This window comes from Hydrogenophaga atypica (genome assembly GCF_042665215.1).
In the GTDB taxonomy this organism is placed as follows: Bacteria; Pseudomonadota; Gammaproteobacteria; order Burkholderiales; family Burkholderiaceae_C; genus Hydrogenophaga; species Hydrogenophaga defluvii_A.
In genome coordinates, this window is sequence record NZ_JBHTCA010000021.1 from 18,321 (window position 1) to 30,798 (window position 12,478).

Below are 12,478 nucleotides of genomic sequence, written 5' to 3' on the forward strand. Positions count from 1 at the left end.
CCCATGGCTGATGCGCAAACCTTTCTGGCGTTCGACTACGGCACCAAACGCACTGGCGTGGCCACCGGCAATGTGCTGACCCGCAGTGCGTCGCCGCAAGCCACCATCGTGGCCGAAGGCGATGCGCGTTTTCCGCTGATCGCCGCCCGCATCAAGGAATGGCAGCCCGACGCCTTGGTGGTGGGTGTGCCTTTTCACCCTGATGGGGCCCCCCATGAAAACACCGAGCGCGCGCGCAAGTTCGCGCGCCAGTTGCGCGGCCGTTTTGGCCTGCCGGTGCACGAGGTGGACGAGCGCTACAGCACCACCGAAGCCCTGGCGGCAGGTGCCAAAGACGCCGATGCCGCGTCAGCCTGCATCATCCTGGAACAGCATTTGAGGAGTTTGCCTTGACCCGAATCACCAGCCCCAGTCTCGCGCTCGACGCTGAGGCGCTTTACGCGGAGCTGCTGCGTGGCGTGCGCCCGCTGGTGGCGGCCCAGCCCGACACCCGCCTGGCCGGCGTCACCCGTGGCGGCGCCTGGCTGGCCGCGCGCCTGCAGCGCGACCTGGGCCTGCCCGGCGCCAGCGGGGTGATCTCCTCGTCCATGCACCGCGACGATTTTGCCCAGCGCGGCCTGGCCGCGAGCGCGCAGACGCAACTGCCTTTTGACGTCAACCACGCCCATGTGCTGCTGCTGGACGACGTGCTCTACACCGGCCGCACCCTGCGCGCCGTGCTCAACGAGCTGTTCGACTACGGCCGGCCCGCCAGCGTGCGCCTGGCCGTGCTGGTGGATCGGGGTGGCCGCGAGCTGCCCGTGAGCGCGGACGTGGCCGCCGCGCGCCTGAGCCTGCCCGCCAGCCAGTCGCTCGAACTTGAACAAGGCGATGACGGCCGTCTGAGTTTTGTGGTGGAGCAACGCGCATGAAAAACCCGCAACTGAACAAAAACGGCGAGCTGATCCACCTGTTGTCCACCGAAGGGCTGTCCAAGGACATCCTCACCCACATTCTCGACACCGCCGGCAATTTCGTCAGCGTGAGCGACCGCGAAGTGAAGAAGGTGCCCTTGCTGCGTGGCAAAAGCGTGTTCAACCTGTTCTTCGAGAACAGCACCCGCACCCGCACCACCTTCGACATCGCCGCCACCCGCCTCTCGGCCGATGTCTACACGCTGGACATCGCGCGCAGCTCGGCCTCCAAGGGCGAGTCGCTGCTCGACACCATCGCCAACCTGTCCGCCATGGCGGCCGACATTTTTGTGGTGCGCCACAGCGAATCCGGCGCACCCTACCTGATCGCCCAACACGTGGCCCCCCACGTGCACGTGGTGAACGCGGGTGACGGCCGACATGCCCACCCCACCCAGGGCCTGCTGGACATGTACACCATCCGCCACTTCAAGGGCGATTTCAGCAAGCTCACCGTGGCCATCGTGGGCGACGTGCTGCACTCGCGCGTGGCGCGCTCCGACATCCACGCGCTCACCACCCTGGGTTGCCCCGAGGTGCGTGTGGTGGGCCCGCGCACCCTGGTGCCCAGCGATTTGTCGCAGATGGGCGTGCGCGTGTGCCACACGCTGGAAGAGGGTATCAAGGGTGCCGACGTGGTCATCACCCTGCGCCTGCAGAACGAGCGCATGAGCGGCGCGCTGCTCCCCTCCAGTCAGGAATACGCCAAGAGCTTTGGCCTTACCCCAGAGCGCCTCGCCTGGGCCAAGCCCGACGCCATCGTCATGCACCCGGGGCCTGTCAACCGCGGTGTGGAGATCGCCTCCTCGGTGGTGGACGGCAAACAGAGCGTGGTGTTGCCACAGGTCACTTTCGGCATCGCGGTGCGCATGGCGGTGATGTCCATCGTTGCAGGTAACGAAGCATGAAGATATTGATCCAGAACGGTCGCGTCATCGACCCCGCCACCGGCCGCGACGAACGCGCGGACATCGCGATTGCGGCCGGCCGCATCCTGTCGGTGGGCCAGGTGCCGGCCGATTTCCATGCCAACCGCACGCTGGACGCCAGCGGCTGCGTCGTGGCCCCGGGTCTGGTGGACCTGTGCGCGCGCTTGAAGGAGCCGGGGCTGGAGCACGAAGGCATGCTCGAATCCGAGATGGCCGCAGCCGTCGCGGGGGGCGTCACCTCGTTGGTGTGCCCGCCTGACACCGACCCGGTGCTGGACGAGCCTGGCCTGGTGGACATGCTCAAGTTCCGCGCCGAAAAGCTGCACCTGGCGCGGGTCTTCCCGCTGGGCGCACTCACGCGTGGCCTCAAAGGTGAGGTGTTGACCGAGATGGTCGAGCTGACCGAGTCCGGCTGTGTCGGGTTTGGTCAGGCCGAGGTGTCCATCGTCAACACCCAGGTGCTGCAGCGCGCCTTGCAGTACGCCGCCACCTTTGGCTACACCGTGTGGTTGCGTCCGCAAGATTTCTGGCTGGGCAAGGGCGTGGCCGCAAGTGGCCCGCTTGCCACCCGCATGGGCTTGGCGGGCGTGCCGGTGGCCGCCGAGGTGATCGCTTTGCACACCGTGTTTGAATTGCTGCGCGGTGTGCACAAGGCGGGCAGTGGTGCGCGTCTGCACCTGTGCCGCCTCAGCAGTGCCGCCGGGCTGGAGCTGGTGCGCCAGGCCAAGGCCGAGGGCCTGCCCGTCACCTGCGACGTGAGCGTGCACAACCTGCACCTGAGCGACGTGGACATCGGCTACTTCGACAGCCGCGCCCGTGTCACGCCACCGGTGCGCCAGCAGCGTGACCGCGCTGCCCTGCGTGCCGGCCTGGCCGATGGGTGCATCGACGCCCTGGTGTCCGACCACAACCCGGTGGATGCCGACGCCAAGGTGCTGCCGTTTGCCGAAGCGGAGGCCGGTGCCACCGCCATCGAGTTGTTGCTGGGCCTGGCGCTGAAGTGGGCTGACGAGGACAACATTTCGCTGACGCAGGCGCTGGGCACGCTGACGCACCGCCCGGCCGCTGTGCTGGGCAACAGTCTGGGCACCCTGCAAGCCAGCGTGGGCCGCATTGCCGTGGGCGGTGTGGCCGACCTGTGTGTGTTCCAACCCGGCGAGCACTGGGTGGTGGGCGCGGACACCTTGCGCAGCCAGGGCAAACACACCCCCTTTGGCGGCCACGAGCTGCCGGCCCGTGTGCGGGCCACGCTGGTGGGCGGGCAACTGGCCTTCGATCGCAGCGCGGCCCACGCGTGATGGCGGGCTTGCCTGCCACGCTCCGTGCCATCAGCGCCTTTGTGCGGGGCCTGGGGCACGTGTTGGGCGGTTTGTGGACCATCCACCGGGTGTTCCCGCAACTGAGCCCGGCCGATCGCACCGAACGTGTGCGCATGTGGTCGCGGCAAATGCTGGCCATCCTGCATGTGGACCTGCATGTGCTCGGCGAGCCGCCCGCTCAGGGCCCGCTGCTGGTGGTGTGCAACCACATTTCGTGGTTGGACATCCTGGTGCTCAACGCCGCCCAGCCGACCCGTTTTGTCTCCAAAGCCGATGTGCGTGGCTGGCCGGTGCTGGGCGCCTTGATCACGGGCGCGGGCACGCTCTACATCGAGCGCGAAAGCCGGCGCGACGCCATGCGCGTGGTGCACCAGATGGCCGATGCCCTGCGCGCAGGGGACATGCTCAGCGTCTTCCCCGAAGGCACGACGGGCGACGGCCGCGAACTCTTGCCCTTTCACGGCAACTTGCTGCAAGCCGCCATCGCGGTGAACGTGCCCGTGTTGCCGGTGGCGCTGTGTTTTGTCGAACGTGACAGCGGGCAGCCCAGCGACGCGCCCACCTACATCGGCGACACCACGCTGATCGCCTCCATCTGGCGCACGCTCAAAGCGGGCAACGTGCGTGCCGAGCTGCGCTACGGCCCGCCGCAACGCGCCGGTGGCATGGACCGCCGCACCTGGGCGCAGGTGCTGCGGCGCGACATTGGCGCCATGCTGAACTGAGCCGCGGCTTCAACCTTTGGCCTTGGCGCGCGCCAGCATCAGCTCGGTGCTGATTTTTCGGTCGGCGTTGACGCGTTGCACGTGTGGGCGCTCGCCCATTTTTTTCAGGTAGTCGCGCACCGGCAGTTCGGCCAGGAAGTCCCGGCCGTAGATGATTTTGGTGGCCCCGCTGACCAGCGGCAGGTGCACGATGGCGGCGCAATCGGCCAGGGTGAAGCGGTCGCCCCCCACACAGGGCGCGAACTTGGCCAGCTTGGCAAACGCGGCGATGTTTTTTTCCAGTTGCTGCCCCACCTTCTCTTTGGTGCTGTCACTGACCTTGCCGCCGAAGAACGCCTCGCCGTACAGGTTGCGCGCCACCAGCTCCAGGTGCAGTTCCAGGAAGGTGATGAGTTCGCGCACCTTGGCCGCACCAAAGGGATCGGCCGGCACCAGGGCGGGTTGCGGGTGGGCCGCTTCGATGTAGTCGAGGATGACCTGCGATTCGCACAACGTGCCATGTTCGGTCTTGAGGTAGGGCACCTTGCCCAGGGGTGTGGCAGCCAGATCGCACTGGCCCACCCACACCTGCTCCTCCTGGAAGCCCAGGTTTTTTTCGAGCAGGGCAAGTTTGACCTTGTTGTAGTAGTTGCTGGCCGAGAAGCCGCAGAGTGTCAGCATGGGGGTCTCCTGTTGGGGCTTCCATTATGAAAAATCGTGTCTGACGCCGCGGTCATTTTGGCGTCAGCCCGAGGCATAGGGACTTACCCGATTTCACCCCCTCCCGACGGGGGTGGGCTCGGAAAACTTGATTGCAATCAAGGATGCAGACCCCCCCTCGCCCCTACTCTGCAGGGGCTGTCACAACGTGGCTGCAAACTTGTAAATCAATCAATCTGAGGAGGATTTCAAAATGACCGTTGTCTACACCCGCACTGGTACCCCCAATGGTGGCAAACAAGCCGAGGCGCTGGCCTACTTCAAAGCCCGCGCTGCCGCGATCAAGCAGCACTACGGCGTGGAGCCGGAAGTCAAGGTGCGCGCTGGTGGCCCGGTGGGCGAGGTGATCATGATCTCGCGCATGAAGGACCTGAACGAGTTCGAAAGCACCAAGCGCCGGGTGATCGCCGACACCCTGACCGGCAAGATCCCCACCGCCCCCGATGGCGTGTTTGCCAAGGGCGAAGACGCGCTGTGGCTGGAACTGTGAGCCTTCACTAAAAAAGAAGCCGATGCCGCGCACCTGGGCGCAGACCCTGGGGGGCGGCCGGCCGTGGTGCCCACTGGTACCACGGCCGTTTTTGAAAAAAACTCAGGGGACACCTTCACCATGCAGACCACCGACGTCTGTGCCGTTGCCGACAACGCACGTTTCAACCGCTTTCACCTCCGCATCCTGATCTGGTGTGCGCTCATCATTGTTTTTGACGGCTACGACCTCGCCGTGGTGGGCGTGGCCTTGCCATCCATGATGGCGGACTTTGGCATCGACGCCACCCAGGCCGGCTTCATGGTCAGCTCGGCCCTGTTCGGCATGATGTTTGGCAACGTGATGTTTGGCGCCCTGGCCGACCGCTTTGGGCGCAAGCTGGTCATCGCCATCTGTATCGCTGTGTTCAGCGTGTTCACGGCCGCCGCCGGCTGGGCCGACGACCCCATCGAATTCAGTGTCTACCGCTTCATCGCCGGCCTGGGCATTGGTGGCGTCATGCCCAACGTGATTGCGCAGATGACCGAATACGCGCCGCTGCGCCTGCGCGCCTTGCTGGTCGCCATGATGTTCAGCGGCTACTCGCTGGGCGGTGTGTTGGCGGCCCTGCTGGGCAAAACGCTGCTGGTGCAATATGGGTGGCAATCGGTGTTCTGGGCGGCAGGCCTGCCGCTGTTGCTGATCCCCCTGTTCTGGGTTCAGATGCCCGAATCCATGGCCTTCCTGCTGCGCCGTGGCCAACAAGACCGCCTGCGCGACATCGTGGCGCGCCTGCGGCCCGAGCGTGCACCACGCCCTGACGAGCACTTCGTTTCGCCGGCGTCTGCGTCGGGTCAGTCGGCATCGTTTGGCGCCCTGTTTGACGGCGGACGCGGGCGCAGCACGCTGATGTTCTGGTTGTCCTGCTTCCTGTGCCTGTTCATGGTGTACGCGCTCAGCTCATGGCTCACCAAACTCATGGCCAGCGCGGGCTACAGCCTGGGCTCGGCGCTGACCTTTGTGCTGGTGCTCAACTTGGGCGCCATCGTGGGCGCCGTGGGTGGCGGCTGGTTGGCCGATCGTTTCAACATCCAGCGCGTGCTGGTGGGCATGTACCTGTTGGCGGGCGTGTCCGTCAGCCTGCTGGGCCAGCCCCTGCCCGAGGCGCTGTTGTTCCTGGTCGTGGCTTTGGCGGGCGCGTCCACCATCGGCACCCAGATCGTGACGGCCGCTTACGCCGGGCAGTTCTACCCCATGGCGATCCGCGCCACCGGCGTGGGCACCATGTTGGGGGTGGGCCGGCTGGGGGCGATTCTGGCGCCCATCCTGATCGGTGTGCTGGTCGGCATGTCCTTGCCGCTGACACAGAACTTCCTCGCCATCGGCATTCCAGGCGCCATCGCGGCGATCGCCATCGGCCTCGTCAACCATTCGCGGTCCGCGCAGGCGCGGGCGTGAGTGGTCGGTGAGGTGGGGCAGGTTAGCATCTGGGGCAAAACGAGGGGGAGGCGCAGATGCTGATGTTGGCGCGTGAAGCGGTGGTGGGGATGTTGCGCGCGGTGCCGCTGTTCAGCCGCGCCAGCGACGAGGACCTTGATGCCTTGGCCGCCCGTGTGCGCCGCGTGTCGGTGCGGCGACGGCAACTGCTGTTCCGCGAGGGCGACGCCTGCGAGGGCTTCCACGTGGTGGTGTACGGTCGCATCAAGATGTACCTGCTGTCCTCGCAGGGCACGGAACGCCCCATCCAGCTGATCGGCCAGGGCGGCTGTTTTGGCGACATCACCATGCTCACGGGTGACCGCTATTTCATGAACGTGCAAGCGCTGGAAGACGCCTTGCTCCTGTACCTTCCGCGCGAGGCCATTGTGGCGGTCATTGAGCGCGACAGCGGCTTCGCCATGGCCATGCTGCAAAGCTTGTCGATGCGGGTCAAGGGCATCGTGGAGGACATCGGGTCCTACTCCATGCACCCGCCGTTGCAGCGCGTGGTGTACTTTCTGCTGCGGCAGTTGCCGACGCAAAGCGGGAACACCGCCCGCATCGAGCTGGGTTTCGGCAAAAACGTGGTGGCGGCGCACCTCAACCTCACCCCCGAGACGCTGTCCCGCTGTTTGAAAGAGCTGGTGGACGACGACATCGTCTCGGTGGCGGGCCGCAGCCTGCTGGTGCATGACGTTGAGCGGCTGGCCCAGCGTGTGGGGCGTGCCGCCGTGGGGGTGGCCCAGCCGGGCTGAGCGACCGGGGCCGGGCGTCAGCCCTGCACCAGCCGCTGCGCCAGGTGGTTGTGGCGTTCCAGCAGGCGCGGCAGGTCCACGGTTTGCAACTGGCCGTCGCGCACCACCACGCGGCCGTGCACGATGTTGTGTTGCACACGCGGCACGTGGCAGAAAAAGAGGGCGGCCAGCGGGTCGTGGTGGGCGCCAGCGAGGCCGATCTCGTCGAGTGGAATGGTGACGATGTCGGCCGCCATGCCGGGGGCCAGGGCACCGATGTCGTCGCGTCCCAGCACGCGGGCGCCGCCCAGGGTGGCCAGCTCCAGTACCTCGCGTGCGGTGAGCGCTGACGGGCCTTTGATGGGGCCGTGCGCCACGCGCTGCAACAGCAGGGCCAAGCGGGCCTCGCCCAACATGTGGCCGCTGTCGTTGGAGGCCGAGCCATCCACCGCGATGGCCACCGGCACACCAGCGTCGCGCATGGCGCGTATGGGTGCGGCGCCCGAGGCCAGGCGCATGTTGGAGCCGGGGCAGTGGGCCACGCCGGTGCCGGTGCTCGCGAACAGGCGGATGCCGGCCTCGTCCAGCTTCACGCAGTGGGCGTGCCACACGTCGGGGCCGACCCAACCCAGTTGTTCGGCGTATTCGGCCGGCGTGCAGTTGAACTTCTCGCGGGTGTAGTCGATGTCTTTGTCGTTTTCGGCCAGGTGGGTGTGCAGCGAGACGCCGTGGTCGCGCGCCAGCACGGCGGCGTCGCGCATCAGTTCGCGGCTGACGGAAAAAGGCGAGCAGGGCGCCACTACCACGCGCTGCATGGCGTGGCGGGCCGGGTCGTGCCAGCGTTCGATCACGCGCTGGGTGTCGGCCAGGATGTGGGCTTCGGTCTCCACCACGCTGTCCGGTGGCAGGCCGCCAGCGCTTTCGCCCACGCTCATGGCGCCGCGCGCGGCGTGAAAACGCATGCCGATCTCGGCCGCCGCTTCCAGGCTGTCGTCCAGGCGCGAGCCGTTGGGGAAGAGGTAGAGGTGGTCGCTGCTGGTGGTGCAGCCCGAGAGCAGCAACTCGGCCATGGCGGTCTGGGTTGAGACTCGCACCATCTCAGGCGTGAGCCGCGCCCAGATGGGGTAGAGCACCCGCAGCCAGTCGAACAACTCGCAGTCCTGCGCCGGGCGCACCACGCGGGTCAGGCTTTGGTACATGTGGTGGTGCGTGTTGACCAGGCCGGGAATGACCACCTGGTCGCGGGCGTCGATCACGGTGTTGGCGCTGCTGGGCAGTTCATGGCTGGGGCCCACGGCTTCGATGACGTGACCACGCACGAAGACGGCGCCGTCTTCGATCTCGCGGCGCTGCGCGTCCATGGTCACCAGCAGGCGGGCGTTCTTGATCAACAGGGTGTGCATGGTGTGCTCCAAAAAAGAAAGGGCCGGTCTGCTTGGGTGCAGACCGGCCCAACTGGTGAAGGTGTCAGTGACTCAGTGGCCGCCTTCGGCCTGCATGGCCGCGTGGCGGATTTCTTCCTCGCTGCTCCCCTGAGCGCCGTTGAAGAACATGTTCAGCACCACGGCACTGATGGTGGTCAGCAGGATGCCCGATTCGAGCAGCGGGTGCAAGCCGTGAGGCATGTGTTGCATCCACGCCGGGGCCACCAGGGGCATCATGCCCAGGCTGATGGACACGGCCACGATGTAGAGGTTGTTCTTGTTGTCCTTGAAGTTCACGCCCGCCAGGATGCGGATGCCGGTGGCCGCCACCATGCCAAACATCACCAGGCCGGCGCCGCCCAGCACGTATTGGGGCAGCGATTCGATGAGCGCCGCCATTTTGGGGATCAGGCCCAACACGATGAGGATGATGCCGCCGGCCACACAGACGAAGCGGCTGCGAACACCGGTCACGCCCACCAGGCCCACGTTCTGCGAGAAGCTGGTGTAGGGGAAGGTGTTGAAGATGCCGCCGATCAGCGTGCCCAGGCCGTCCGTGCGCAGGCCGGCGGTGAGGTTTTGTTGGGTCATCTTGCGGCCGGTCAGGTCGGACAGCGCCAGGAACATGCCGGTCGATTCGATGAAGGTCACGATCATCACCAGCACCATGGTCACGATCAGCACCGGGTCAAAAATCGGGGCGCCGAAGGAGAAGGGCAACACCACGTCGAACCAGTGGGCGCTGGCCACCTTGTCGAAGTGCATCTTGCCCATCACGGCGGTCAGCACGCCGCCGGCCACGATGCCCAGCAACACCGAGATGTTGGCCAGGAAGCCACGCCCGAACTTGGCAATGGCCAGGATCACGGCCAGCACGAAGAAGGCGATGGCCAGGTTGTCCAGCGCGCCGTAGCCAGCGTTGACAATCATCTTGCCGGGGTTGGCCGGATCGGGAATTTTGGCCAGAAAGGCCGGGCCGCCCAGCGCCCAGCCAATGCCCACGCGCATGAGGCTGATGCCAATGACCGCGATGATGGTGCCGGTGACCACCGGCGGAAAAAACCGCAGCAACCGGCTGACCAGCGGCGCGATGAAGATGCCTATGACCCCCGCCGCGATGATGGCGCCGAAGATGGTGCGCGCCCCCTCGGTACCGGGCAGGCTGTTGGCCATGGCCACCATGGGCCCCACGGCGGCAAAGGTCACGCCCATCATGACCGGCATGCGGATGCCGAACCACTGCGTCATGCCCAGCGACTGGATCAGCGTGACGACGCCGCAGCAAAACAGATCGGCCGAAATCAGCAGGGCCACCTGTTCGGGCGACAGTTTGAGCGCGCGGCCCACGATCAGGGGCACGGCAATGGCCCCGGCGTACATGACCAGAACGTGTTGCAGCCCCAGCGTGAACAGGCGCCCATTGGGCAAGCGCTCGTCCACCGGGTGCACGCCGGTGGTGGTGGTGTGGTTCATTTTGTCTCCTCGTTGGTATGTGTAGATGTATGGCCTTGAGGTGGGCCCATGGGCAAGGATAGGTGTCGCGCTGTAATCGAGAAAGATGCACAATCAAATAATTCAATCGGATATGACGATCAAATCCTCCTTGCCCGAATTGCGGGTCTTCATCACCCTGGCTGAAAGTGGCCACTTCACCCGTGCGGCCGAGCGCTTGGGTATGTCGCAGTCGTCGTTGAGCGCATCGCTGGGCAAGCTGGAGACCCTGCTGGGCACCCGCCTGTTTGATCGCCATACCCGGGGTTGCCGCCTCACCGATGCCGGCAATGCCTTGTTGCCGGCCGCCCACCGGCTGGTGGCAGACTGGGACCAGTGGCTGGTCGATGCGCGCGACTTTGCCCGCTTCTCGCGCGGGCGGGTGTCGGTGGCGGCGCCCAACGCGCAATGCGCCATGCTGCTGCCGCCGGTGATACGGCGTTTTCGCGACAGCCACCCAGGTGTGCGCGTGACCGTGCACGATGTGCCCGAACACGAGGTGCATGCCCTGGTGCGCAGCGGCGCGGCCGACCTGGGCATTGCCACCGCCACCGAGCTGCGAACCGATTTGGTGGCCACACCTTTGTACGCCGATGAGTTCGTGCTGGCCATGCACCGCGACCACCCGCTGGCGCGGGCGCGCCGGCTGGACTGGCCCGAGGTGGCACGCGAGGCCTTGATCGGTTATTTGCCCGGCAACCCGGTGCGCCGCTTGCTGGAAGACGAACTGGCGGCCCGTGGCATACAGCTGGCCTACGCGTACGAGATCGCCTTGCCCTGGACCATGATGGGGCTGGCCAGCGAAGGCTTGGGTGTGGCGGTGGTGACGCGTGCCTTGCGCCCGCTGGCGCAGTGGCACGGTCTGGACGTGCGCGCGGTGGGCTCGCCGCCGCTGGCGCGCACCCTGACGCTGCTGCGTGCCCCAGGCGGCTCGCCCTCGCCGGCGGTGGCGGCTTTTCGGGACGAGCTTCTGAAAACCGCTGTCAGCTGAGCAGGTCGAGCAGGGTGCGGGCGATGACGCGCGTGGCGCCTTGCAGGTCCGCCAGTTGGACGCGCTCGTCCGCACGTTTGGCGTGCGATTCAAGCACGGTGCGTGGGCCGGCGCCGTAGATCACGCCGGGGATGCCACGCTCCACATACAGGCGCACGTCGGTGTAGAGCGGCGTGCCCACGGCCGGGATGGGCTCACCAAACACCTCGCCGCCGTGTTTCTGGATCGCATCCACCAGCGGCTGGTTGCCGGGCAGGGGCTTCATTGCGTTGGCCAGCAGCATGCGGCGCACGTCCACCTGCAGCTGCTTGCCGCCGCGCGGCGGGTTGAAGCTGGCGGCCGCGTCGGCGATGGTCTGGCGCAGGGCGGCTTCCACCTCGGCCGGGTTCTCCTCGGGGATCATGCGGCGGTCGAGCTTGAACACCACCTTGCCGGGCACCACGTTGGTGTTCGTGCCGCCGCTGATCTGGCCGATGTTGAGGTAAGGGTGGGTGATCCCCTCGACGGCCGACGTCACCTTCATGTAGTCGGCATTCAGACGGTGCAGCGCGTTCAGGATGTGGACCGCACCCTGCAGCGCGTCGGTGCCGCTGTCGGGGATGGCGGCATGGGCCATTTCGCCCTGTACCGTCACCTCCATTTGCAGGCAGCCGTTGTGGGCAGTGACCACCTGGTAGCTGAAGCCGGCCGCAATCATGAGGTCGGGTTGGGTCAGCTTGTTCTTGAGCAGCCAACCCGGGCCGACCTCGCCGCCGAATTCCTCGTCGTAGGTGAAGTGCAGCTCCACGCCACCCTTGAGCTTCAGGCCCTGGGCCTGGGCCACAGCTTCCACTGCACGCAGTGCGAAGGTGAAGCTGGCGAAGTCGCTTTTGCTCACGGCCGTGGCACGGCCGAACATCTGGCCGTCCACCACGTCGCCGCCGTAGGGGTCGTGGGTCCAGCCTTCGCCGGGCGGCACCACGTCGCCGTGGGCGTTGAGCGCGATGGTCTTGCCACCGTCGCCAAAGCGGCGGCGCACGATCAGGTTGGTGATGGTCTGCAAGCCAGCCGCCTGCACCTCTGATGCAGGCACGGCGTGTTTTTCGGCCGTATAGCCCATGCCGGCCAACAACTCGGCAGCGCGTTCGGCGTGCGGGGCGTTGTTGCCGGGCGGCGTGTCGGTGGGCACGCGCACGAGTTCGCGCAAGTAGGCCACTTCTTCATCGAAGTGGTCGGCGATCCATTGGTCGAGGGCGGCGTAGTTGGTGGTGGAGGACATGCTTGTG

13 protein-coding genes are annotated in these 12,478 nt (G+C 66.3%); 9 read left to right on the top strand and 4 right to left on the bottom strand.

Annotated elements, in window-relative coordinates; all coding sequences use genetic code 11:
* The first annotated feature begins 3 nt into the window (after positions 1 to 3).
* Genes ruvX through ACFQPB_RS18825 form a run of 5 tightly spaced genes read left to right on the top strand, consistent with a single transcriptional unit; the run spans position 4 to position 3,926 of the window.
* Positions 4 to 393 (top strand): Holliday junction resolvase RuvX, encoded by a 390-nt coding sequence (ruvX, locus tag ACFQPB_RS18805; protein WP_382201666.1) that lies wholly within the window; start codon positions 4 to 6, stop codon positions 391 to 393.
* Positions 390 to 911: a bifunctional pyr operon transcriptional regulator/uracil phosphoribosyltransferase PyrR gene (gene pyrR / locus ACFQPB_RS18810; RefSeq protein ID WP_382201668.1), complete on the top strand. Its 522-nt coding sequence runs from the start codon at positions 390 to 392 to the stop codon at positions 909 to 911. Before ruvX ends, pyrR begins: the two co-directional genes overlap by 4 nt.
* Positions 908 to 1,861: an aspartate carbamoyltransferase catalytic subunit gene (locus tag ACFQPB_RS18815; protein ID WP_382226559.1), complete on the top strand. Its 954-nt coding sequence runs from the start codon at positions 908 to 910 to the stop codon at positions 1,859 to 1,861. Before pyrR ends, ACFQPB_RS18815 begins: the two co-directional genes overlap by 4 nt.
* Positions 1,858 to 3,180 (top strand): dihydroorotase, encoded by a 1,323-nt coding sequence (locus ACFQPB_RS18820; RefSeq protein WP_382226561.1) that lies wholly within the window; start codon positions 1,858 to 1,860, stop codon positions 3,178 to 3,180. The genes ACFQPB_RS18815 and ACFQPB_RS18820 overlap by 4 nt, the downstream gene beginning before the upstream one ends.
* Before the next feature lie 8 nt (positions 3,181 to 3,188).
* Positions 3,189 to 3,926, top strand: a complete 738-nt coding sequence (locus tag ACFQPB_RS18825; protein WP_382226564.1) for a lysophospholipid acyltransferase family protein — start codon at positions 3,189 to 3,191, stop codon at positions 3,924 to 3,926.
* 9 nt (positions 3,927 to 3,935) lie between these two features.
* On the opposite strand, the gene ACFQPB_RS18830 is transcribed toward ACFQPB_RS18825, so the two are convergent.
* Positions 3,936 to 4,586, bottom strand: coding sequence for a glutathione S-transferase (locus tag ACFQPB_RS18830; protein ID WP_382226566.1), 651 nt, complete (start codon positions 4,584 to 4,586; stop codon positions 3,936 to 3,938).
* Between the two features lie 232 nt (positions 4,587 to 4,818).
* On the opposite strand from ACFQPB_RS18830, the gene ACFQPB_RS18835 reads away from it, so the two are divergent.
* The 3 genes from ACFQPB_RS18835 to ACFQPB_RS18845 all read left to right on the top strand — a co-directional run bounded on the left by ACFQPB_RS18835 (position 4,819) and on the right by ACFQPB_RS18845 (position 7,328).
* Positions 4,819 to 5,115 (top strand): hypothetical protein, encoded by a 297-nt coding sequence (locus tag ACFQPB_RS18835; protein WP_382201677.1) that lies wholly within the window; start codon positions 4,819 to 4,821, stop codon positions 5,113 to 5,115.
* Between the two features lie 120 nt (positions 5,116 to 5,235).
* Positions 5,236 to 6,552 carry an MFS transporter gene (locus ACFQPB_RS18840; protein WP_382226569.1) on the top strand — a complete coding sequence of 439 codons (1,317 nt, stop codon included), beginning with the start codon at positions 5,236 to 5,238 and terminating at the stop codon, positions 6,550 to 6,552.
* A gap of 62 nt (positions 6,553 to 6,614) precedes the next feature.
* On the top strand, positions 6,615 to 7,328 hold the full coding sequence (locus ACFQPB_RS18845) for a Crp/Fnr family transcriptional regulator (protein ID WP_382226572.1): 714 nt from the start codon (positions 6,615 to 6,617) through the stop codon (positions 7,326 to 7,328).
* A gap of 17 nt (positions 7,329 to 7,345) precedes the next feature.
* On the opposite strand, the gene ACFQPB_RS18850 is transcribed toward ACFQPB_RS18845, so the two are convergent.
* Both ACFQPB_RS18850 and ACFQPB_RS18855 read right to left on the bottom strand, forming a co-directional pair.
* Complete coding sequence (locus ACFQPB_RS18850; protein WP_382226576.1) at positions 7,346 to 8,710, bottom strand: 8-oxoguanine deaminase; 1,365 nt, start codon at positions 8,708 to 8,710, stop codon at positions 7,346 to 7,348.
* Between the two features lie 72 nt (positions 8,711 to 8,782).
* Positions 8,783 to 10,204, bottom strand: a complete 1,422-nt coding sequence (locus tag ACFQPB_RS18855; RefSeq protein WP_382226579.1) for a nucleobase:cation symporter-2 family protein — start codon at positions 10,202 to 10,204, stop codon at positions 8,783 to 8,785.
* A 112-nt stretch (positions 10,205 to 10,316) separates the two neighbouring features.
* Between ACFQPB_RS18855 and ACFQPB_RS18860 the strand changes: the two genes are divergently transcribed.
* Positions 10,317 to 11,213 (top strand): LysR family transcriptional regulator, encoded by an 897-nt coding sequence (locus tag ACFQPB_RS18860; RefSeq protein ID WP_382226582.1) that lies wholly within the window; start codon positions 10,317 to 10,319, stop codon positions 11,211 to 11,213.
* On the opposite strand, the gene ACFQPB_RS18865 is transcribed toward ACFQPB_RS18860, so the two are convergent.
* Positions 11,206 to 12,471, bottom strand: coding sequence for a M20 family metallopeptidase (locus ACFQPB_RS18865; protein WP_382226585.1), 1,266 nt, complete (start codon positions 12,469 to 12,471; stop codon positions 11,206 to 11,208). The two genes, ACFQPB_RS18860 and ACFQPB_RS18865, sit on opposite strands and share 8 nt — an antisense overlap.
* Positions 12,472 to 12,478: the final 7 nt, after the last annotated feature.